This is a genomic window from Streptomyces zhihengii (assembly GCF_016919245.1).
Lineage (GTDB): Bacteria > Actinomycetota > Actinomycetes > Streptomycetales > Streptomycetaceae > Streptomyces > Streptomyces zhihengii.
This window is the reverse complement of the sequence record NZ_JAFEJA010000002.1, coordinates 848,618-870,344: the sequence shown is the minus strand read 5'-3', so window position 1 is coordinate 870,344 and position 21,727 is coordinate 848,618. Positions and strand designations below refer to the sequence as shown.

The following is a 21,727-nucleotide window of genomic DNA, read 5'->3' as shown; positions in this document are numbered from 1 at the left end:
GAAGGCCGCATGAGCAGGGAGCCGGACGGGCTCGCGGAGCTGCTGCCGCAGTGGCACCGGCTGCGGGACACCGGGACGGGGGAACAGCTCCGGGCGCTCCTGGCGGTGATCGCCGAGCAGGCCGATCTGATCCGCGAGGGCGTCGAGCAGGGGTACGACGACCTGTTCGTGGAGACGGCGGCGCCCTGGGTGCTGCCCTACCTGGGCGATCTGGTGGGCTACCGGACGCTGCCCGGCTACGAGCGGGTGCGTACGGACGGCCTGGGCGGGCCCGGCGGGGAGCCGCTCGCACGGCTGGCCGAGGCCGTCGCGCCGCGCCACGACGTGGCGCGCACGGTCGCGGACCGGCGGCGCAAGGGCACGCTGCACCTGCTGGAGGAGCACGCCCGGGAGGTCGCCGACTGGCCGGCTCGGGCCGTGGAGTTCTCCCGCCTGGTGGCCCATCACCAGCCGGTGCGGCTGTACGGGACGGGCACGGCGGCGGCCGATGCGCGGCGGGCGCGGCGCGGCCGCACGGCCGACGTCCGCCAGGGTCTCGAACTGGATCTGGCCGGCGGGCCGTTCGGCTCGGTCGCCCGGTCGGTGGACGTGCGCAGGGCGGGCTCGCCCCGCCGCCGGGGCGGGTGGACCCCGGCCGGCACGGGCCTGTTCGTGTGGCGGCTGAAGCCGTACGCGGTGACCCGGGCGCCCGCGTACTGCGTGGACCGGGCGCGCAGCCTGTACACGTTCTCGATCCTCGGCAACGACTCCCCGCTGGTGACGCTGCCGGTGCCGGAGCCGTCGGCGACGCACATCGCGACGGTGGACAACGTGCCGGCGTTCATCGGGCGCAGGCTGCTGGCGGACCGGCTCGCCGACTACTACGGGCCGGGGAAGAGCTTCACCGTCTGGCGCGACGGCCAGGGCGAGCCGGTGCCGATGGCGGACATCGTGGTCGCCGACCTCTCGCAGTGGCGCTACCGCCCGCGGCGCGGTCAGGTGGCCGTGGACCCGGTGCTCGGCCGGATCGCGTTCGGCTCGCGGTCGGCGCCCCGGCAGGGCGTGTGGGTGACGTACCACTACGCGTCGGCCGCGGACACCGGCGGCGGCGAGTACCCGCGTGAGCGCGGGACGCCGCCCGCGGCCCGGGTCTACCGGGTGGGGCCGCGCCGGGCCCATCAGAAGATCATGGACGCCTACGAGGCGTGGCGCGAGGACCGGCGGGCGGGCCGCTGCGGTCCCGACGGCGTCATCGAGATCACCCACAGCGGCGCCTTCCAGGAGCAGCTGGACTTCGAGCTGGAGCCCGGGGACCGGCTGGAGGTACGTGCCGCCGAGGGCTGCCGGCCGGTGGTCCGGCTGCTGGACTGGTACAGCAACCGGCCGGACGCCCTCAACATCCGGGCGCGGGAGGAGGACTGCCCGCCCGGCGCCGAGCCGCCGCGGATCACGCTGGACGGTCTGCTGGTCACCGGCCGCGGGCTGCATGTGAGCGGCCCGGTGGGCGCGGTGGTGGTGCGGCACTGCACGCTGGTGCCGGGCTGGTCGCTGGAGCCCGAGTGCTCCCCGCACTCGCCGGACGAGGCGAGCCTGGTCCTGGAGCGGACGACGGCGTGCGTGCGGATCGAGCACAGTGTGCTCGGCACGATCGAGGTCGTCGGGGACGAGGTCCGGCACGATCCGCTGCCGATCCATCTCCACGACAGCGTGCTGGACGCGACCGGGCACGGGCGCGCGGCGCTGTCCGCCCCGGACTGCGCGCCGGCCCACGCCGTGCTGCACGCCCGGCGTGCGACGGTGATCGGCGAAGTGCACACCCATGCCGTGGAGATCGCCGAGAACAGCGTGTTCACGGGACGGATGCGGGTGGCCCGGCGCGGGGTGGGCGGTCTGCGGTACTCGTACGTGCCGCCCGGCTCGCGCACCCCGCGCCGCTACCGCTGTGTCCCGGACGGCCCCGGGGAGGCGGGCGTGCGGCCGGTGTTCGCGAGCGAGCGCTACGGCACGCCCGCGTACGCCCGGCTCGCCGACGGGTGCCCGCCCGCGATCCGGCGCGGGGCGGACGACGGCTCCGAGATGGGCGTCTTCCACGACCTCTACGAACCGCAGCGGGAGGACAGCCTGCGGGCCCGGCTCGCCGAGTACACCCCGGCCGGCACGGACGCCGGGATCTTCCCCGTCACCTGAGGCGCCGGGAGCCTCCCGGTGCCCGGGGCGCCGGGGGCTCCCCGCCACCTGACACGACGTCGAACCGCCGAACCTCCCGAGGGGGACCCCAACTCATGCACGCAGACATCTCCCGTGTCACGTTCCGGCCGGAACGCAGCTACGCGGCGGTGATCGCCCAGCAGGGCCGGGTCCAGCTGGACGCGGACGCCAACGAGCAGGCCGCGATCCAGCTGCACCAGGCCAGGACCACCGCCCGAGACCTGATCGGGCGGCACGGCGGCCCGCGGGACGCGCTCGGCTTCGCGATCGGCTTCCTCGCGGGGAGCAGGGAACTCGACGACCTGTCGATCGGGGGCGGCCGCTACTACGTGGACGGCATCCTGCTCGACGCCGGCCGCCCCGCCGCCGGGGTGCCGGTGCCGGAGGACGGCGCGGACGGCGGCGCCCCGGCGGACGGCGCGCCGGAGCCGGAGGCGACCTGGACGTACTGGGACCAGCCCCACGCGCACCGCGATCCGGAGCGCCCCGGCGACCGGCTGCCCGCCCGGTTCCCGTACCTGGCCGCGCTGCGGGTGTGGGAGCGGGCGGTGACCGCCGCCGAGGACCCGTTCCTGCGGGAGCCGGCGCTCGGCGCGGCGCTGCCGGACACCGCCGCGCGCCTGAAGACGGTGTGGCAGGTGGTGCCCGTGCCGGGGGACGCGCTGGACCTCCCCGACGGGGCGACGAAGGACCAGGTGCGCGCCGCCTTCGACACCTGGGCCGCGGCACAGGGGCCTTCGGCCCGGATGGCGGCCCGCGCCGAGCGCCCCGACCGCGCGGACGAGGACCCGTGCCCGCTGCCGCCGGAGGCCCGCTACCGGGGCCCGGAGAACCAGCTCTACCGGGTGGAGGTCCACGAGGGCGGCGCTGCGGGCGACGCGACGTTCAAGTGGTCGCGGGAGAACGGGTCGGTGACCTTCCCGGTCGACGGGCTCGACGGCACCTGGGTGGAGGTGGCAGCGCTCGGCGGCGACGCCAAGCTCGATCTGAACACCGGCGACTGGGTCGAGTTCACCGACACCGCGTACACGGAGCGCCGTGAGCCGCTGCCGCTGCTGCGGGTCGAGGAGCTCGATCTGCCGGGCCGCCGGGTGCGGTTGTCCGAGGAGCCCCACCCGTCGGTGGGCCGGCGCCCGGAGCTGCACCCGTACCTGCGGCGCTGGGACCACCGGCCGCCGGCGGCGCGCGGCCGGGGCGCCGACCGGACCCGCGGGGGCGCCCTGCGGATCGAGGAGGGCGCCTGGATCGCGCTGGAGGACGGGGTGTTCGTCCACTTCGGGCGCGGCGGGACGTACCGCACCGGCGACCACTGGACGGTCGCGGCGCGTACGGCGACGGGTGACGTGGAGTGGCCCGCCGACGCGGCACGGCGTCCGCTGCTGATGGCGCCCCACGGTGTCCGGGTGCGTCACGCGCCGCTGGCCTGGGTGCTGGGCGAGGGCAGTGTCGCCGATCTGCGCCTGGCGTTCGGGCCGTCGGCGGCCCCGCTGCCGGCGGCGGACGCCGAGGCACTGGACGCGGAGGCGGACGCCGAGGCGGAGGCGCTCTCGGCCGAACGGGACGCGAACGCCGGTTCACCGGGCCCGGAAAGCGGGCAAAACGATCAGGGACGGTCCGAGAGCTGACGGTCGGCCCGGGAAAGGAGCACCACCATGGCTACGCCTCTGTCCGCCGACAGATTACTCAAAGCCCTGCGCGACGAAGGTCTGCGCGTCGTCGAGCACCGGAGCTGGCGGACCCACAACCGCAACCACAAGGGGCCCTGGGGCCCGGTCAACGGCGTGATGATCCATCACACCGTGACCTCCGGCACCCAGAGCTCCGTCGAACTCTGCTACAACGGGCACTCCAGCCTGCCCGGCCCGCTGTGCCAGGGCGTGATCGCCAAGGACGGCACGGTGTACCTGGTCGGCAACGGCCGGGCCAACCACGCCGGTCTCGGCGACGACGACGTGCTGCGCGCGGTCGTCAACGAGACGGCGCTGCCCGTGGACAACGAGGCCAACACCGACGGGAACCGGCACTTCTACGGCTTCGAGTGCGTCAACCTCGGTGACGGCAAGGATCCTTGGCCGGCCGCTCAGCTGGAGGCCATCGAGAAGGCGTCCGCGGCGATCTGCCGGGCGCACGGCTGGTCGCAGCGCTCGGTGATCGGCCACAAGGAGTGGCAGCCGGGCAAGGTCGATCCGCGCGGCTTCACCATGGACGCGATGCGCGACCGGATCCGGCAGCGTCTGGGCGGCAACCCCGACGGCCCGCCGGCGCCGCCCGCGCCGCCGCGCTACGAGCCCTTCCCCGGCGCGGCGTTCTTCCAGGCGGGCAGACGCAGCGCCGTCGTCACGGCGATGGGCAAGCGGCTGGTGGCCGAGGGCTGCGGCCGCTACGAGGTCGGGCCGGGGCCGTCCTGGTCGGAGGCCGACCGCAAGTCCTACGCGGCCTGGCAGCGCAAGCTGGGCTACTCGGGCAGCGACGCGGACGGCATCCCCGGCAAGACGAGCTGGGACAAGCTGAAGGTGCCCAACGTCTGAGCCGCCACCCGGTCCGGGCCGCGCCCCTCGCGGGCACGGCCCGGACCGGGGTGTGCCGGGCCCCCTGTGCGCGGGCGCCGGCTCAGCGGTCCCCGTGGGATGCCTCCAGCCACTCCAGTGCCCACGGCTCCAGGTCCAGCACGGCCCGTTCCACGAGGACGGCCAGGTCGCGGTGGGTCCACGCGTCCCCGTGCTCGGCGCGCAGCCCCTCGCACAGCCCGAGCAGCTTCCTGACGGTGGGCAGGGACAGTCCGTACGCGTACGCGGTGTCCTCGATCATCCGCTCCATGACGCTCATGCCGGACCAACGAGCCGTCGCGGGCCGAGGACACCGACCACCCCGCCACCACCGCCACCACCGAAGACGCCCGGGACGCCGGGGCCACCGAAGACGCCCGGGCCACCCGGACCACCGCCGCGGCCGGCGGCGCTCACCTGCCGGCCCCTCAGGTCCGGCTCGCCGTGCAGTCCGCCGGTGTGGGTCTGCCCGTCGGCCAGGCGAGGCCGACGAAGCGGATGCGGCCGGGGGCGTCGGGGGACAGCTCCACGACCGAGACGGCCTTGTTGTAGGGGTTCCCGTAGTTGTCGAGGCAGATCCAGCCGCTGGCGCCCTCGACCTTGCCCATGCCGTGCAGCCGCAGCCAGGCGTCGCCGATCCGGCCGAGGGCGGGGATGACGGGGTCGCTGTCGTCGCGCATCCGGATGGCCGTGATCGCGGTGAGGCCCGCGTCGTAGAAGGTGATGGTCCGGGAGTCGGTGAGCTCCACCTCGCCGATGTCGCCGGCCTCCTCGCCCGCGGCCAGGTCGGCGAGGGTGCGGTACGCGGCGGCCGAGCCGCCGGTGGCGGGGGCCCCGCGGCTCGTCCAGGCGTCGGGGTGGGCGACGGCCGCGTACTGGAGGGTGACGCCCTTGCGGAAGGCGTCCCAGTCGAGGAGGTCGTCGGAGGAGAGGGTGGAGGCGCCGGAGCCGGTGATGACGGTGTACTTCTTCTCGGTGCAGCCCCGGTTGCCGAGTTCGTTGACGAACTGCCGCAGCTGGACGGGGCGTCCGGCGAAGTAGATGACCCGGGCGGGCGAGGTGCAGATGGTGTCGACCATCTGGTCGAAGGCGTTCGCGGTGGTGCCCTCCTCGTGGAACTCGTCGGGCGCGCGGTACTGCTCGGGGGCCCTCGGCGATCCCGCGGTCCGTTCGGCGAAGGCCCGCTTGAGGGCGTCGACGTAGTTGTCCCCGGTGCGGATGTCCTCGACGACGAGGGTGTGCTTCGGGTCGATGTCCTTGTTGAAGTGGGACAGGGCGCGGGCCTGGTCGGTGGTGGTGGGCACCACCCGGGCGAGGCCGGGGTAGGCGTCCGGCCGGGCGGCGCTGTTGCCGAGGTCGTCGGCGGTGATGGGCCCGCCGACGACGGGGATGCCGCGTTCCCGGGTGAGGTAGGCGATGGCCGCCTGGGTGGTCGCGGTGGAGACGTCGAAGCCGATGACGGCCCGCAGGTTGTCCTTGCCGGACTCGGACATGTCGCCGAGCTGCTCGGCGACGGCGCGCCAGTGGTCGTGGTTGCGGCCCGGGTTGGCGAGCAGCAGCCGGATCGCGGGCTTCTTGCTGTTGGAGTCGTGGTTGGCCCGGTACTGGGCGAGGTAGGCGCCCTGGACCTCGTGCAGGGTCTTGCGCTGCTCGAAGGGCTGGGCGGCCGTCATGGGGAGCATCACGGCGACGGAGACATGGGGCTCGTCGCGGACGCGTTCGTTCTCGGCCTTGATGCGGGCGCTGACGGCGGCGAGGTTGTCGGCGAACACGAAGCTTCCGTCGGTGACCCCGGTGCACTCCTTGCGGCCGTCCGGGCCGCGTTCCTCGATGCCCTGCCCGCAGGCGGGGTCGGGGCCGAGGACGGCGTACGCGATCCAGGCCGCGCCGCCCAGCACGACGAGGGCGCCGAGGAGGGCGACCGCCTTGGTGAGCGGACCGCCGGGGAGTCTGCGGAGGAACGACGTCATGACGGAACCCCTTCCGGGACGGGCAGGTCGGGGGCCTGGTCCCCGGCCCGCAGACGGGCCGGCCAGGCGGCGGACGCCTCGCGGTAGGCGGCGTGCGCGGCCCTGTTGCCGTACAGCGTCTCCAGCGCGATGCGGACGGTGGTCAGTTCGTCCTCGCGGGGTGCGAGGGTCAGCGGGTCGGACAGCCGCCACAGCAGGGGGACGAGACTGGCGACGGCCTCGTGCTGCGGGCTGGGCTCGTCGCTGCCGCAGGCGGTGCAGGACAGGGGCGCGCCGGGGGCCGGCGGCTCGTAGCCCGGCCGGGGGCGGGGCGCGGAGCAGACGGTGTTGAGGGTGGTCAGCCAGTGGGCGGGGGCGGTGGTGGTGAAGCGGTGGTGCAGCGCGCAGACGACCTCCTCGGTGCGGCCGACGGCGAGGGTGTGGTGGAGGTAGGTGTCGCCGCGCGGATCGCACAGGGAGCGCAGCCGCAACTGGGTGTCGCGCCAGCGCTCGTGGGTCGTGGTGGCGGCGAACCGGTGGCGCAGCACCAGGTCGAGGGCGCGGTCGCCGTCGAGGCAGGAGGTGTGCCGGTAGTCGTCGGTCTCGCGGACGCGGGCGGCCACGAGGTCCCCGGAGTGGTCCTCGGGGTGCGCGAAGGTCCACAGGCCGCGCCGGGTCGCGGCGTCGGCGGCGGCGGAGAGCAGCACCAGCCGCTCCCGCATGACCGGGTCGGGCAGCAGCCTGGCGAGCAGGTCGGGGGCGGCGGCGTCGAGGAGGTCCGCCGTGGCGAGGCTCCCGGTCTCCCGGACGCCGCGGACGGCGGTGTCGGCGAGGGTCCGCGCGCTGGCGGCACGGCCGCCGCTCCAGCGGGCCACCAGCCGGGGCAGGTGGTCGGGGTAGTCCACGGCGCTGAGCATCTCGGCGATGTGGCCGCTCTCCACGGCGGGGATGCTCAGCACGAGGGGCCCGGCGTCCGGCAGGGCGCCCGCGGCGTCCGTGAGCGGCGGGTGCGCCGCGCCCCGGCCGAGCCGGGTGGCGAGGACGACGGGCCGGGTGACCGGGCCGGTCCCGGGGGCCCAGCTCCTCTCCAGCAGACCGAGGAAGGCGCGACCGGTCGGGGTGTGGGCGTTGTCCACCAGGAGCAGCGGGCGCGGTTTGCGGTTGAGCCGCCGCAGCCGGCCGTAGCACGCGTCGATGTCGTCGAGGAGGGCGGCGACCAGGTGCTCCTCGGCGGTCCGCCGCCGGTCGTCGAGGCGCCGGAAGACGCGGACGAACTGGAACAGCCGCTGGAGCGAGTCGCCCTGGTAGCCCTGGGATCCGTGCAGCCGCGCGCCCCACCAGGCGAGGGCGCCCTTGTCGGGCTCGCCGCGCAGGAGCTGCTGGCGGGCGGCGTCGAGGACGATGCCGGCGAGGGCGTCGAGGCCCGGTACGGCGGAGAGCACCTGCGGGAGGTTGGCGGTCACGAGGTCGAACCAGCGGCCGAGGCTCTCGCGGCGGCGGCGCAGGTCCGGGTCCTCGGCGGTGACGAGGGTGCGCAGGTCGGCCTCGGCACGGCGCAGGTCCGGCGGCCGTACGTCGCGCTCACCGGTGTTCGCCGGGCGCCACGCGGTCACCACCAGCAGCCCGAGGGAGAGCCGGGGGAAGGCGAGCGCCTTGCCGAAGTGGCGTACGTCCAGGCCGAGCCGGTACGCCAGCACGTACAGGAGGTGGGTGAGGCGGGAGGCGTTGGGGGCGTCCTCGTCGGCCAGGTCGGCGACGCCCGGTTCGCCGAAGCCGGGCGCGTCGAGGTCGACCCGGGCCAGCGGGACGCGGCCGCTGTAGGCGTCGTGGACGGCGTCGATCAGCGCGGTCCGGCCGCTGCCGCGGCCGCCGACGATCTCGACGACCGGGGCGCCCGCGGGGAAGGCCAGGGGGACCTGGTAGTTGCCGGTGTGGTGGAGTCCGACGAGCCGGGGCACGAAGTCCTCGTGCAGCGTCTGCTGGCCGTGCAGTCTCCCGCCCATCGGGCTCCCCCGTCTCCCCCGGGCGCGACGGGCTGATCAACTCGCCGCGCACAGAGGGAACTTACCCGACGGGAAGGCCGCTCACGAGGGTTGTGCGGGCCTGTTGTGCACGGTACCGAACTGTGACGTGACGCTGTGTCAGCACCCCGGCGCCGCCTATTCCTCGCCGTGCCACAGGGTGGTGATGTTGCAGAACTCGCGGATGCCGTGACCGGAGAGCTCGCGCCCGTAACCGGACCGCTTGACGCCGCCGAAGGGCAGGGCGGGGTGGGAGGCGGTCATGCCGTTGAAGAACACCCCGCCGGCCTCGATGTCCCGGGAGAACAGCTCCTGTTCCGCCCGGTCGCGGGTCCAGGCGTTGGAACTGAGCCCGAACGGGGTGTCGTTGGCGAGGGCGACGGCCTCCTCGGGGCCGGTGACCCGGTAGAGGGTGGCGACGGGGCCGAAGGCCTCCTCGCGGTGGATGCGCATCTCCTCCGTCACACCGGTGAGCACGGTGGGCTCGTAGTACCAGCCGCGGTCGAACCCGGGGGGCCGCCGGCCGCCGCAGGTGGCCTCGGCGCCGTGGGCGACGGCGTCCTCGACGAGTTCCTCCAGGTCGGCGCGGCCCTGCTCGGTGGCGAGGGGGCCGACGTCGGTGGACTCGTCCATGGGGTCGCCGACGGTCAGCTCCCGCATGGCGGCGGTGAACCGGTCGCGGAACGCGTCGTGGACGTCCTCGTGGACGATGAAGCGCTTGGCGGCGATGCAGGACTGGCCGTTGTTCTGGACACGGGCGGTGACCGCGGTGGCGACCGCGCGGTCGAGGTCGGCGGAGGGCATCACGATGAAGGGGTCGCTGCCGCCGAGTTCCAGGACGGTCTTCTTGATCGCGTCGCCGGCGGCCGAGGCCACCGCGCGGCCCGCCGGTTCGCTGCCGGTCAGGGTGGCCGCGGCGACCCGGGGGTCGCGCAGGACCGCCTCCACGGCGCCGGAGCCGATGAGCAGGGTCTGGAAGCAGCCCTCGGGGTAGCCGGCACGGCGGAACAGGTCCTCCAGGTAGAGGGCGGTCTGCGGCACGTTGGACGCGTGCTTGAGGAGACCGGTGTTGCCGGCCATCAGCGCGGGCGCGGCGAAGCGGACGACCTGCCAGAGCGGGAAGTTCCACGGCATGACGGCGAGGACGACGCCGATCGGCCGGTAGCGCACGACGGCGCGGGTGGCACCGGAGTCGCGTACGTCCTTCTCGTCGGGGTGCTCGTCGGCGAGCAGCCCGGCGGCGTGCCCGGCGTACCAGCGCATGGCCTTGGCGCACTTGGCGGCCTCGGCCCGGGCGGCGGTGACGGGCTTGCCCATCTCGGTGGTCATGGTGCGCGCGATGCCGTCGCGGTCCTCGTCGAGCAGGTCGGCCGCGCGGTGCAGCAGCGCGGCCCGCTCCTCGAAGGAGGTGGTGCGGTGGTGGGTGTACGCGGCGGACGCCGCGGCGATCCGCCGCTCGACGTCGCCGTCGTCGAGGGCGTGGAAGGTCTTGAGCGTCTCCCCCGTGGCGGGATCGACGGTGGCGATGGGCATGGGGTCTCCTGTGGTGGCTCGGGCCGGCGGCGGACGCCCCGGATGTTCAGAAGCGTTCGGTGGGGATGCCGCTGGTCAGCCGGAGCTGCACGTCCTTCTCCTGGTCGCCGGCCGCCATGCCCTCCTCGCGGACGGCGAAGCTGGCGTTCAGGGTCTCGGTCATCCGGTCGACCGCCCAGTAGCCGCCCTGGAGCTCGACCGTCACGGGTGCCGCGAGCGTGACCGGCTCCGGGCCGGCCAGCGGGTGGGACACGTCGAAGGTGGTGGCCCAGACGGTGTCGTGGCCTTCCGCGGTGTCCTTGGGCGTCTCGTGCGCGGCCCGGTCCGAGGTGTACGAGCGGCCGAGTGCGCGGAAGACGGTGTCCGCGTCGTCCGGGGAGCAGCCGGTGAGGGTCACGACCACCGACTCCTCGTGCTCCTGTGCTGTGTTCACCGTGGTTCGCCTTCCGTTCGTGCGTCGTCGCCGCCGCCCGCGCCGGGCGGGCCCTTGCCCTCCCAGCCTCACCCTGCGGGCGGGCCGGTGCGACCGGGCGGGCGGCCGGCGTCCTGCGGGTACCACCGGAGACCGGGCTCATGCACGGTCTCGGGGTCCGGGGTCGTGCACGGTCACTGAGGCCGGGGTCATGCACGGTCCCGGGGCCCGGGGTCGTGCACGGTCACTGAACCCGGGGTCACGCACGGTCGCGGGGGCCGGGGTCGTGCACGGTCACTGAACCCGGGGTCACGCACGGTCGCGGGGGCCGGGGTCCCGGGAACCCGCGCCGCGGAGGCCGGCCGCCCGGTCGGGGCGGCCCCGGTCGGCCGGCCGCAGGCTCCAGGAGAGGAGGACGAGGGAGGCGACGGCCGCGACCGCGCACCAGGTGGACACGAACGCGGTGCGCCACAGCAGGGCGCTGACGAGCGCCCCGGCGCCCGCGAGCGCGCCGAGCAGCCGCAGCCGGGTGTCGTCGGCGAGCAGCAGCGAGCCGACGGTGGCGAGCAGGTAGCCGCCCAGCACCAGGGCCGGCCAGGGGACGCCGATGCCGTATCCGACGGTGTGCTCGCGGATGTCGGCGCTCACCTCGGTGGTGGCGAGCACATGGGTGAGGACGGCGGCCGTCACGGCTCCCGCGGCCGCGGGCACGGCCAGCCGGGGGCGGACGCGGGCGGGTGAGGCGAGCAGGGTGCCGAAGGGGATCCAGACGGCGAGCAGGGGCAGGGCGATCACGGCCCAGGCGGTGGTCCAGGGGCCGCTGCCGCCGCCCCGGTGCCAGAGTGCGGCCTCGACGATCTGGTGGGCGCCGAGCAGCAGGGGGAGGGCGGCGAGCGGCAGCTCCCGGGGGCGGCCCCGGCGCAGGGTGACGGCGGTGGAGGCGAGACCGGCGGCGGTGATCACGGTGCCGGCCGCGAGGTCGGCCGTAGCACTCCAGCACATGCGCTCACGGTACGACGGTCGGGATCAGGACACCGCCGGGCACCGGGCGAACGGGAGCGATCGCGGCATTTGGGTGCCGGACGGGGGCCGGGGCCGCGGATGTCCGGGGCGGCGCCCCGGGCGCCGCCCCGGGGGCACGGCCGGTGGGAGCGGGCCCACGGGGCGGGGCCGGTGTGTGCGGACGCCACCGCCGGGCGGGCCGGGTGGGCCGCGGCGGCGCGGCCGGCCGGGAGCCCCGCGCACGGGGGTGCTCCGGACGGGCCCGCGGACCCGTTGCGGAACGAGGCGTTCCTGATCAGCCCGCCGAACGGCACCCCGCCGCACGGTGCCCCACGGCACCCGCGCGAGACCGGAGTGGTCCATTCCCCAACCATCGAGCTGACGGACGCTCAGCAAACGGTCCGTTGCTTTTGCTCTTTCTTTGCCCGGCGCGCCACCCCTCCCTCCGGCCGGGCGCACCCCGCCGCCGCACCCCCCGCGGTGACACGCGTCCACGGCCGCGAGGGGCGGACGCGCGTAGCGCGGCCGAAAGGCGATCTTGTCGCGACTCCTGTCGCACCCCAGGATTCACGGTGTCGCGATTGACAGGCTCATGACCGGCACCAACCCTTCGCCGGCCGTCCGTCTCTCGCTCTTCCACGGGCCCGCCCACCCAACGGGCCCCGATCCCCCACGGAGGATGCAGTGAAGATCAAGCGCATGTCCCCCCTCGGCGGTATGACCAGAGGCGCCCGGCTGATCGCCGTCGCGTCCGCACTCGTGGCCGCCTCCGCGCTTGCAGCCCCCTCGGCCATGGCCGAGGCAGCCCCCCAGAAGGCCACCGTCGCGCAGCTCGCCCAGGCGGGTGAGGCGGTCCTCGACGCCGACGTGGCGGGCACCGCGTGGTACACCGACCAGGCGACCGGCAAGGTCGTCGTGACGGTGGACTCGACCGTCTCCGCCGCGGAGATCGCGACGATCAAGAAGGAGGCCGGCGACCGCGCGGGCGACCTCACGATCAAGCGGACCGAGGGCACCTTCAACAAGCTCATCGCCGGCGGCCAGGCCATCTACGCGGGCGGCGGCCGCTGTTCGCTCGGCTTCAACGTCCGCAGCGGCAGCACCTACTACGCCCTCACCGCCGGTCACTGCACCGCGATCGGCAGCACCTGGTACACCAACTCCTCGTCCACCACCCTCCTCGGCACCCGGACCGGATCGAGCTTCCCCACGAACGACTACGGCCTGATCCGCCACGCCAACGCCTCGGCCGCCGACGGCCGGGTCTACCTCTACAACGGCAGCTACCGGGACATCACCACCGCGGGCAACGCCCGTGTCGGGCAGTCGGTCCAGCGCAGCGGTTCGACCACGGGCCTGCACGGCGGCACCGTCACCGGCCTCAACGCGACCGTCAACTACGGCGGCGGCGACGTCGTCTACGGCATGATCCAGACCAACGTCTGCGCCGAGCCCGGCGACAGCGGCGGCCCGCTGTTCTCCGGCACCACCGCGCTCGGCCTGACCTCGGGCGGCAGCGGCAACTGCTCCTCCGGCGGCACCACGTTCTTCCAGCCTGTCACCGAGGCGCTCAGCGCCTACGGCGTCAGCGTCTTCTAGCCGGGCGCGCCTTCGGGCGCTCCCCCGCTCGTCGCACCAGCCGGCGGCCCGCCCTCGGGGGCGGGCCGCCGGCCGCTTTCCCTCCCGGCTCCCGCGCGTTGTCAGAGGCGCGCGAGATGCTTGACGGTCCGACACCTTCACGAGGGGAAGAGCGAGATGAACGAACCGGAACGCGCCGCCGCGCAGGCGTATCTGCGTCTGCTCCAGACCGCCAGAGCCGCACTCGCCGATCCGCGGGCCGCCCCGCAGGCACTGCCGATGCTGGCGGCGCCGATGGCGGAGGCCGACGCCGCCCTCGGCGCCGTCGGACTCGCGGGCAACGAGGCGGACTTCTTCCGCCTGGTGGCCGGGCTGCATCCCGCCGAGCGGCCCGACAGGAGCGCCGCGTGACACCCCACGGCGGCCGGCCCCCGCCCCCGCGCGCGCCGGGCCCGGCCGCCCCGCACGGCATCACGGGACACCTCCGGCGCCGCCCCCGTCCCGGGGGGGACGGGGGCGGCGCCGGGGGTGCGGACGCGGGGCCCCGGCGGTGGGCGGGCCCCGCCGGGTTAAGTGGCCGGGCCCCCGCGCGGGCCGGATCGGCCGGCGGGCCGGCGGCCAGCGCCGCGGGCAGCGGGCGGAACTCGACGGCGGGCACCCTCGGCGCGCGCTGTCCGCGCCCGATCCGCTCGGACTGCTTCACCCGCCTGGTGAACCAGATCACCTTGCCGTCGTCGGTGCCGCAGGTGCCCCAACTGTCGCTCAGCTTCGCGACCTTGGCGAGACCGCCCCGGCTGGGCACCGAGGTGCGCAGCGGCGGCAGACGCCGGTCGCGGTCCGCGACGGAGGCGCTGAGCCGGCTGCCCGTCCAGCGCAGTTCGACGACGCACGTCTTGTCGCCCTCGACATGCCGGACGACGTTGCCGACGAGCTCGTCCAGGGCCCCGCAGACGGGGGCGACCTGCGACGCGAGGTTCCAGTGGCGCAGATGCGCGGCGACGATGCGCCGGATCTGCGGCACGCGTTCAGGTGTGGCGGGTACTTCGATGGTGTAGTGACACGCGGAAACCGGGACGTTCATGACCGTGGCTCCTCACCGCGACGGCCCTTCATTCGTGGATGGTCCCCGAGTACGAAGAGTGAGCACTTGTCGCTTCTGGGTCACCACGAGGATGACCCGGCTCCGCCCGCCCCGCAACCCGCACGGCCCGCGCCCGGTCGGCCCAATCGCCCGCCGTGCCGCCTGACCTGCGCGACCCCCGCCACCGGGGATCGGCCGTCGGGCGACGGACCTCCCGGATCGTTAGAATTCGGACATGGCAGAGCGGCCTCCCATGCCGACGGCGCCCGAACTCCTCGTGGAGACCGATCAAGGCTCCACGCTCGTGAGTCCGAGCCGGGACTACCACGTCGGCCGCGATCCCCTCAGCGACATCGTGATCGACGACGCGCGGGTCTCCTGGCACCACGCGGTGCTGCACGCCGAGGACGGCCACTGGACGGTGCACGACGAGGACAGCACCAACGGCACCTACGCCGAAGGGCACCGCGTGCGCACCTGGGACATCGGCCCCGGCAGCGTCATCCGCTTCGGGAACCCCGCGGACGGACCACGTGCCACCCTCGTCGGCCGCGCTCCCCCGCGGCCCGCCGCCCCGGCCCGGCCGTCGGCGGTCTCGATGCCCGCCGCCACCGGCACCTTCCGGCAGCCCACCAGCGTCCGGCCGCTGCCCGCGCGCACGGTGCGGATCGGCCGCTCGCCCGACAACGACCTCGTCGTCGACGACCTGATCGTCTCGCGCCACCATGCCGAACTGCGCTCCCTCGACGCCGGCGGCTACGAGATCGCCGACCTCGGCAGCCACAACGGCACCTACCTCAACGGCCGCCCCGTGGATGTCGCCCCGCTCGGGCAGGGCGACATCGTGGGCATCGGGCACTCGGCGTTCTGCCTGGTCGGCGACGAGCTCCAGGAGTTCGTCGACACCGGCGAGGTCTCCCTCGACGTGCAGGGCCTGGCCGTCTCCGTGGACAAGGGCCGGCGCACCCTGCTGGACCACGTGTCGTTCCCCGTCGGCGAGAAGTGCCTGCTCGCCGTCGTCGGTCCGAGCGGCGCGGGCAAGTCCACGCTGCTCAACTCCCTGACGGGGCTGCGGCCCGCCGACGAGGGCACGGTGCTGTACGACGGCCGCGACCTCTACCGGGACTACGCGGAGCTGCGCCAGCGCATCGGCCTGGTCCCCCAGGACGACATCCTGCACGCCCAGCTCACCGTGCGCCGGGCCCTCGGCTACGCGGCCGAACTGCGCTTCCCGCAGGACACCGCGCGCGAGGAGCGCCGGGAGAGGGTGGCGGAGGTGATCCGCGAACTCGGCCTGGAACAGCGGGCCGACCAGCCGATCCACAGCCTCTCCGGCGGTCAGCGCAAACGCGTCAGCGTGGCGCTGGAACTGCTGACCAAACCGTCGCTGCTGTTCCTGGACGAGCCGACCTCGGGCCTGGACCCGGGCATGGACCGCTCCGTGATGCACATGCTGCGCGGTCTCGCCGACGACGGGCGCACGGTGGTCGTCGTCACCCACAGCGTGCTGAGCCTCGACGTCTGCGACCGGCTGCTGATGCTGGCGCCGGGCGGGCGGATCGCCTACTACGGTCCCCCGGACGACGCGCTGGCCTTCTTCGGCTTCGAGCAGTGGCCCGAGGCGTTCGAGGCGTTCGAGAACGACAAGGACCGCGACTGGGCCGGGACGTACCGCGCGTCGCCGTTCCACGAGCGGTACATCGCCGGGGCGACCCGGCAGCCGCCGCACGAGGACGCCGGCCGGGCCGGGCCCGTCGCGCCGCCGCCGAAGGCGCAGAGCTGGGGAGCGCAACTGCGCACCCTGGTGCGCCGGTACACCGCCGCGCTGAGCGCCGACCGGACGTTCCTCGCCATCATGATCGCGCTGCCCTTCGTGATGGGGGCGATGGCCCGCGCCCTCGCCGGCAGCACCCTCGACCGGGAGACGGCGATGAACGCGCTGCTCATCCTGTGTGTCGGCGGTGTCCTCACGGGCGCGGCGAACGCGGTGCGGGAGCTGGTCAAGGAACGCGTCATCTACCAGCGGGAGAGAGCCGTCGGCCTGTCCAGATCCGCCTATCTGATGTCGAAGGTCGTGGTGCTGGGCACGATCACGGTGCTCCAGGCGGTCGTGCTGACCCTGGTGGCACTCGCCGGTGTCGATCTGGGCGCCCCGGGCGGCGAGGGCGTCCTGCTGCCCCCGCTGGTGGAGATCACCCTCGCGGTGGCGCTGCTGGCGTTCACCGCGATGATGCTCGGCCTGCTGGTGTCGGCCCTGGTGCGCAAGGAGGAGGTCACCATGCCGCTGCTGGTGCTCCTCGCGATCGTCCAGGTCGTCTTCTGCGGCGCGCTGCTGAAGCTGGACGGCGTCGCGGTGATCGAGCAGCTCGCGTGGTTCGTGCCGTCCCGGTGGGCGCTGGGGGCGATGGCGGGCACGATCGGGCTGGGCCGGATCGTGCCGGGCGACCTGACGGACGACGCCCTCTTCGAGCACTCCGCGGCCGTGTGGCTGCTGGACATGGGGATGCTGGTGGTGCTCTCGGTCCTTTTCGGCTTCCTGGTGTCCCGGCTGCTGCGGCGGCACGAACCGGCGATCATGCGAAAGTAGGCGCCTGTGACGAGCTGGGACTTCGCCCCCACGCATGTCGTCCCCCGGGCCGGACTCCCGGCCTGGGAGGGCCCGGACACGTCCCGGCCCACGGTCCCGCTGGACCCGCTGCTGCCCGTGCAGCTGCTGGAGCGCCGGGGCGACTGGGCGCAGGTGCTGTGCGTCAACGGCTGGTCGGCCTGGGTGGACGGCCGGCTGCTGGTCTCGGTCCCGGCGGACCCGCCGGCCGCCGGACAGCCGGCGGCCCGCACCGCCGACCCCCGGCCGCTGCTGGCGCGGGCCGAGGAGGCGCTCGGCCGCTACCGGCGCGCCGCCGGGGAGCTCGCGGACGGGAGCCTCGACGGCGAGACGTTCCGGCTGCGGACGCGCGGCCTGAAGGTGGGGATGGTCGTCGACGGCGAGTCGGTGTGGCTGTACGACGCCGAGCACGAGCGGTGGGTGCACTGCGACGGGCGGCGGCTGTCGACGCTCGCCGCGTCGGCGGAGCCCGCCGTGCAGCCCGGCCGTGCCCCCGCCGCACCGGCGGCACCCGGCGCGGCGGGCCCGGCGGACCTGACCCGGGTCACCGGCGCCGACCCGCCCCGCCCGCCGGACGGCCCCCGGCCCGCCGCCGTCGAGGACCCCCCGCCGCCCACCCGCGTCGTCCCCGACCGGGAGGCCCCACCCCCGGACACCGACGCACCCCCACCCACCCGCGTCGTCCCCGACCGGGAAACCCCGACCCCCGACACCGACCCACCCCCACCCACCCGCGTCGTCCCCGACCGGGAAACCCCGACCCCCGACACCGACCCACCCCCACCCACCCGCGTCGTCCCCGACCGGGAAACCCCGACCCCCGACACGGACGTGCCGCCGCCCACCCAGGTCGTGGACGGGCGGGGCGGGCCGGTGCGGCAGGGTGAGGACTGATGCCGCCGGACAGCTCGCTCCCGGGGGGCCGCCCCTCGGAGCTGGTCGGGAAGCAGGTCGCCGACTACCTCGTCGAGCGGGAGATCGGGCGCGGCGGCATGGCCGTCGTCTACCGGGCGCGCGACCTGCGCCTCGACCGCACTGTCGCACTCAAGCTGCTCGCCCCGGAGCTGGCGCGCAACGACACCTTCCGCAAGCGCTTCACCCACGAGTCACGAGTGGCGGCCTCCATCGACCATCCGCACATCGTGCCGGTCTTCGAGGCCGGCGAGACGGAGGGGCTGCTCTACATCGCCATGCGGTACGTCGCCGGCCAGGACCTGCGCGTGCTGCTGGACCGCCGCGGTCCGCTGCCCTTCGCCACCGCCTGCCGCATCGCCGCCCAGGTGGCCTCCGCGCTGGACGCCGCCCACGCGCACGACCTGGTGCACCGCGATGTGAAGCCCGGCAACATCCTCGTCGCGGAGGGCACCGACAGCGACCATCCCGAGCACGTGTACCTGACGGACTTCGGCCTCACCAAGAAGTCCCTCTCGCTCACCGGGTTCACCACGGTCGGCCAGTTCGTCGGGACGCTGGACTACGTGGCGCCCGAGCAGATCTCGGGCCGCCCCGTCGACGGGCGGTGCGACGTCTACAGCATGGGGTGCGTGGTCTTCGAGACCCTGACCGGCGGCCCGCCGTTCCGCCGCGACGACGACATGGCCCTGCTCTGGGCCCACCAGTACGATCCGGCGCCGGCGCTGACCTCGCAGCGCTCCGACCTGCCGGCGGCGGTCGACACGGTGATGGAGCGGGCGCTGGCGAAGAGCCCGGAGTCCCGCTTCGACTCGTGCGGACGCTTCGTCGCCGCCCTGCGCGCGGCGGGGAGCGGCCGCCCGGTGGTGCGGACGGCGACCCGGGTGGACGGCGGGCCCGCGCCCGAGGGGGCGCCCGGGCCCCCGCCGGATCCGCCCGCCTGGGCGCGGCCGGTCTTCCGGGGCCCGTAGCCCCGGCGGGCCGGTGGTCAGGGCCGCGGGGCCGGGGGCGCCTCGCCGTGGTGGCGGAAGCGGGTCGCCAGCAGACCGCAGAGGAAGCCGGACACCAGCCCCCATCCGGCGCCCAGCAGGAACGCCTGCCAGAGCATGGGCCGCAGCGACACCTCTCCCCCGAGGTCGCCGCCGAGGTCGCCGATGCCGAGGAGGGAGAGCCCGAAGTGCGCGGAGACCCGGGCGAGCAGGGACACCGCCGTCAGGGTGAGCGCGAGGGCGACGGCCATGCGCAGCGCGTGCTGCCAGGGCCGCACCCGGGCGGACGAGCGCACGGCCATGAGGAAGGCGGCGCCGAACACCAGGAGGGCGGCCACCACCAGCAGCCACCAGGCGCGGGCGTCGCGCTCGGTCAGCGCGCCGAGGTCGAGGGTGGCGAGGTCACCGGTGCGCAGCACCTCGTCCAGGAGCTGCGGCATCGGGAGGCCGAAGGGCCCCTTCACGGTGCCCTCCCAGCCGGTGCCGAGGCCCACGGTCAGCGCGAGCCACATCAGGTTGGGCAGCCCGAGCAGGATCACCGCGAGGGTCTCGGCGGCGTGCCCTCGGGTGGCGGCGACGACGATGCCGATGACGACGCCGATGGCCAGGGTCGCCAGCAGCAGCGCGACCATCGCGTACGCGGCGGGGCGGACGGCCTCCTGGAAGCGCAGCAGCCGCGGTGGCAGGGGTGCGCCCCGGGAGACCAGCAGGGCGAGCGCGAGGACGCCCGCCAGCCACAGCAGGCCGATGACGAGCGTCTGGGGCACCTCGGTGCGGAAGCCGACGCGCGGTGTCGCGCCGAACACGTCGCCGATCAGGCCGCCGGTGGGGTCGTCGAACTCGATGGTGAAGGTGTGCCGCGCGACGGCGGCGAGCACGCCCAGGCAGACCAGCCACAGCACGGCGATGCGCAGGGCCCAGCCCGCGAGTTCGGGGGCGCCGGCCACCGCGCGGCGGCGCAGCGGGCGCAGGAACAGCGCGGCGGCCACGAGGGCGCCGACCACGGTCACGGAGAGCGGCAGGGCGTCGAGCGCGGCGTCGGACCGGGCGATCTCGCCCGCGTCGCCCGCGACCTCGACGGAGCCGCCGACGGCGAGGACGACGACGGCGGCCACGACCTGGGGGAAGGCGCCGTCGGGCAGTCCGGTGGCGCCGGACGCCCACAGCCCGAGCACCGCGGTGACGATCATGGCCAGATAGCCGGCGAGGACGGCGGCGAGGGCCTGCGGCCAGCCGTGGGCCGCAGGGGTACGGGCCGGCTCGGCCGTTGCGTGCTGACTCACACGGACACGCTAAGCAGGGCGGACGGGGCCCGCTCCCCGGGTGGGCCGACCGCGTCCGCTTGCGGGCCCCACGGAGGGCGGGCACACAATGAAACACGGTGCGCGGCCCGGCGGGGAGTTCCGTCTCCCCCGCTCCGCCGCCCCTGGGAGGTAGTGCCCATGAGCATCGAACCGCCGTCATCCGGACGTCCCGCGGGCCCGCCGTCGGGTCCGCTCTCCGGGCCGTCCCGGCCGGGCGCCGGAGGTCCGCCGTCCGGCCCGTCCGGAGGATCCGCGCCGGGTTCCGGCGGGCCCCCGTCCGGTTCCGGGGAGGGCCCCGGCCCCGGCGGTCCCCCGCCGGGACCGCCGAGCGGTCCCGGCGGGACCGGCGGCAGCGGTGGCGCGCACGAGGGGCCGCCGGGGGACGCCGGGGGCCCGGGCGGTCCGCAGCGGCCGTGGTGGCGGTCGGCGCCGAGGATCGCGGCCGTCTCGCTGCTGGTCGTCGCGGCGGTGGTGGTGACGGTGGTGCTGACCCGGCCCGGCGGCAGCGGTTCCGGCAGCGCCGAGGGCGAGGTCTTCCTCCAGGCCGCCAGCGCCGACGGCCCCGATCCGTTCACCGGGTCGACCGCGCGGGACACGTCGCCGGCGCCCGCGCCCAGCACGTCGAAGCCGGCTCCGAGCGCGTCCGGCACCAACGTCACGCGCGCCGTGGGCGGTGCCACGCCCGGCCTGTACGGCGGCACCCGCGACGTCGCGAGCTGTGACGTCGAGCAGCAGATCCGGTCGCTCGGGGCGGACGCGTCGAAGAACGAGGCGTTCGCCGGCGCCCAGGACATCTCCCCGGGCCAGGTGCCCGCGTATCTGCGCTCCCTGACGCCGGTTCAGCTCCGGATGGACACCCGGGTCACCAACCACGGATTCCGGGACGGGAAGGCGACGCCGTACCAGGCCGTCCTCCAGTCGGGCACCGCGGTGCTCGTCGACGACCGGGGCATCCCGCGGGTGCGCTGCGCCTGCGGCAATCCGCTGCGTCCGCCGGTCGCCCAGGAGACCACGCCGAAGCAGACCGGCACACCGTGGCCCGGGTACCGCGCCTCGCAGGTCGTGGTGGTGACGCCCGCCCCGCGCGACGTGGAGACGTTCGTGCTGTACGACCCGAAGACCGGCGAGTGGATCGCCCGTCCGGCCGGTGACACCGGCAAGCACGACAAGAAGACCGAGCCTCCCGAGCGCACCTCCCCCTCGCCGTCCACGCGTACGCCGTCGGACGGCACCACCGAGCCCGGCACCTCCTGTCCGCCCGGCGGCGGTCCCGCCTGTCCCGGCGACGAGTCCGGGCCGGCGTCCGACCCGGCGACGGAGCCCCCGCCCGGGGAGTCCCCGCAGAGCCCCGCGCCGGAGGAGCCGCCCCCGGCGTCCGAGGCGCCGCCGGGCGAGCAGTCGGGCCCGGCCGCGGGCTCCGACGCGCCGGCGCCCGGCTCCGAGGCCCCCGCCTCGCCGGGCTGACCGTCACCGGTGCCGCGTCCGGCCCGGAGCTGTTTTCGCGACATGCCGTAGCAGTCCGACTCCGCATCGCGCAAGGGTGTGTGACACGCCGTCGGCGGCCCACGCTATGGGCCGCCGTCCCATTTCTGGGCCCGGCGGTCCCTT

General features: G+C 75.1%; 16 protein-coding genes and 1 pseudogene. 9 read left to right on the top strand and 8 right to left on the bottom strand.

What is annotated here, in order from left to right; all coding sequences use genetic code 11:
* Window positions 1–9: 9 nt before the first annotated feature.
* The 3 genes from JE024_RS31565 (at window position 10) to JE024_RS31555 (ending at window position 4,715) form a co-directional block, all read left to right on the top strand.
* Window positions 10–2,166 (top strand): hypothetical protein, encoded by a 2,157-nt coding sequence (locus tag JE024_RS31565; protein ID WP_205377312.1) that lies wholly within the window; start codon window positions 10–12, stop codon window positions 2,164–2,166.
* Window positions 2,167–2,261: 95 nt separating this feature from the next.
* Window positions 2,262–3,812: a DUF6519 domain-containing protein gene (locus JE024_RS31560; protein WP_205377311.1), complete on the top strand. Its 1,551-nt coding sequence runs from the start codon at window positions 2,262–2,264 to the stop codon at window positions 3,810–3,812.
* A gap of 27 nt (window positions 3,813–3,839) precedes the next feature.
* Window positions 3,840–4,715 carry a peptidoglycan-binding protein gene (locus tag JE024_RS31555; protein WP_205377310.1) on the top strand — a complete coding sequence of 292 codons (876 nt, stop codon included), beginning with the start codon at window positions 3,840–3,842 and terminating at the stop codon, window positions 4,713–4,715.
* A gap of 82 nt (window positions 4,716–4,797) precedes the next feature.
* Here JE024_RS31555 and JE024_RS31550 read toward each other — a convergent pair whose 3' ends face one another.
* The 6 genes from JE024_RS31550 to JE024_RS31525 form a co-directional block, all read right to left on the bottom strand.
* Entirely contained in the window at window positions 4,798–5,013 is a 216-nt protein-coding gene (locus tag JE024_RS31550; protein ID WP_205377309.1) for a hypothetical protein, read from the bottom strand.
* A gap of 148 nt (window positions 5,014–5,161) precedes the next feature.
* Entirely contained in the window at window positions 5,162–6,703 is a 1,542-nt protein-coding gene (locus JE024_RS31545; RefSeq protein ID WP_205377308.1) for a hypothetical protein, read from the bottom strand.
* Window positions 6,700–8,685 carry a hypothetical protein gene (locus tag JE024_RS31540; protein ID WP_205377307.1) on the bottom strand — a complete coding sequence of 662 codons (1,986 nt, stop codon included), beginning with the start codon at window positions 8,683–8,685 and terminating at the stop codon, window positions 6,700–6,702. Before JE024_RS31540 ends, JE024_RS31545 begins: the two co-directional genes overlap by 4 nt.
* A 156-nt stretch (window positions 8,686–8,841) precedes the next feature.
* Entirely contained in the window at window positions 8,842–10,236 is a 1,395-nt protein-coding gene (locus tag JE024_RS31535) for an NADP-dependent succinic semialdehyde dehydrogenase (RefSeq protein ID WP_205377306.1), read from the bottom strand.
* A 46-nt stretch (window positions 10,237–10,282) separates the two neighbouring features.
* A complete protein-coding gene (locus JE024_RS31530) occupies window positions 10,283–10,669 on the bottom strand; it encodes a hypothetical protein (RefSeq protein ID WP_205377305.1) in 387 nt (128 codons plus the stop codon).
* Window positions 10,670–10,957: 288 nt separating this feature from the next.
* A complete protein-coding gene (locus JE024_RS31525; RefSeq protein ID WP_205377304.1) occupies window positions 10,958–11,650 on the bottom strand; it encodes a DUF6629 family protein in 693 nt (230 codons plus the stop codon).
* A gap of 684 nt (window positions 11,651–12,334) precedes the next feature.
* On the opposite strand from JE024_RS31525, the gene JE024_RS31520 reads away from it, so the two are divergent.
* Window positions 12,335–13,249 carry a S1 family peptidase gene (locus tag JE024_RS31520; protein WP_205377303.1) on the top strand — a complete coding sequence of 305 codons (915 nt, stop codon included), beginning with the start codon at window positions 12,335–12,337 and terminating at the stop codon, window positions 13,247–13,249.
* A 156-nt stretch (window positions 13,250–13,405) separates the two neighbouring features.
* On the top strand, window positions 13,406–13,639 hold the full coding sequence (locus JE024_RS31515; protein ID WP_205377302.1) for a hypothetical protein: 234 nt from the start codon (window positions 13,406–13,408) through the stop codon (window positions 13,637–13,639).
* Window positions 13,640–13,994: 355 nt separating this feature from the next.
* On the opposite strand, the pseudogene JE024_RS42400 reads toward JE024_RS31515, so the two are convergent.
* A pseudogene (locus tag JE024_RS42400) lies at window positions 13,995–14,309 on the bottom strand (ATP-binding protein); the annotation flags it as partial.
* Between the two features lie 235 nt (window positions 14,310–14,544).
* Here JE024_RS42400 and JE024_RS31510 point away from each other — a divergent pair.
* Genes JE024_RS31510 through JE024_RS31500 form a run of 3 tightly spaced genes read left to right on the top strand, consistent with a single transcriptional unit; the run spans window position 14,545 to window position 18,797 of the window.
* Window positions 14,545–16,896 (top strand): FHA domain-containing protein, encoded by a 2,352-nt coding sequence (locus JE024_RS31510; protein WP_205377301.1) that lies wholly within the window; start codon window positions 14,545–14,547, stop codon window positions 16,894–16,896.
* A 6-nt stretch (window positions 16,897–16,902) separates the two neighbouring features.
* Window positions 16,903–17,808, top strand: coding sequence for an SH3 domain-containing protein (locus JE024_RS42395; RefSeq protein WP_244883284.1), 906 nt, complete (start codon window positions 16,903–16,905; stop codon window positions 17,806–17,808).
* On the top strand, window positions 17,808–18,797 hold the full coding sequence (locus tag JE024_RS31500) for a serine/threonine-protein kinase (protein WP_205377300.1): 990 nt from the start codon (window positions 17,808–17,810) through the stop codon (window positions 18,795–18,797). Before JE024_RS42395 ends, JE024_RS31500 begins: the two co-directional genes overlap by 1 nt.
* Before the next feature lie 17 nt (window positions 18,798–18,814).
* On the opposite strand, the gene JE024_RS31495 is transcribed toward JE024_RS31500, so the two are convergent.
* Complete coding sequence (locus tag JE024_RS31495; protein WP_205377299.1) at window positions 18,815–20,098, bottom strand: streptophobe family protein; 1,284 nt, start codon at window positions 20,096–20,098, stop codon at window positions 18,815–18,817.
* A gap of 159 nt (window positions 20,099–20,257) precedes the next feature.
* On the opposite strand from JE024_RS31495, the gene JE024_RS31490 reads away from it, so the two are divergent.
* The gene (locus JE024_RS31490; RefSeq protein ID WP_205377298.1) at window positions 20,258–21,583 is read left to right on the top strand and encodes a DUF6777 domain-containing protein; all 1,326 of its coding nucleotides are present in this window, start codon (window positions 20,258–20,260) and stop codon (window positions 21,581–21,583) included.
* The last annotated feature ends 144 nt before the right edge of the window (window positions 21,584–21,727 follow it).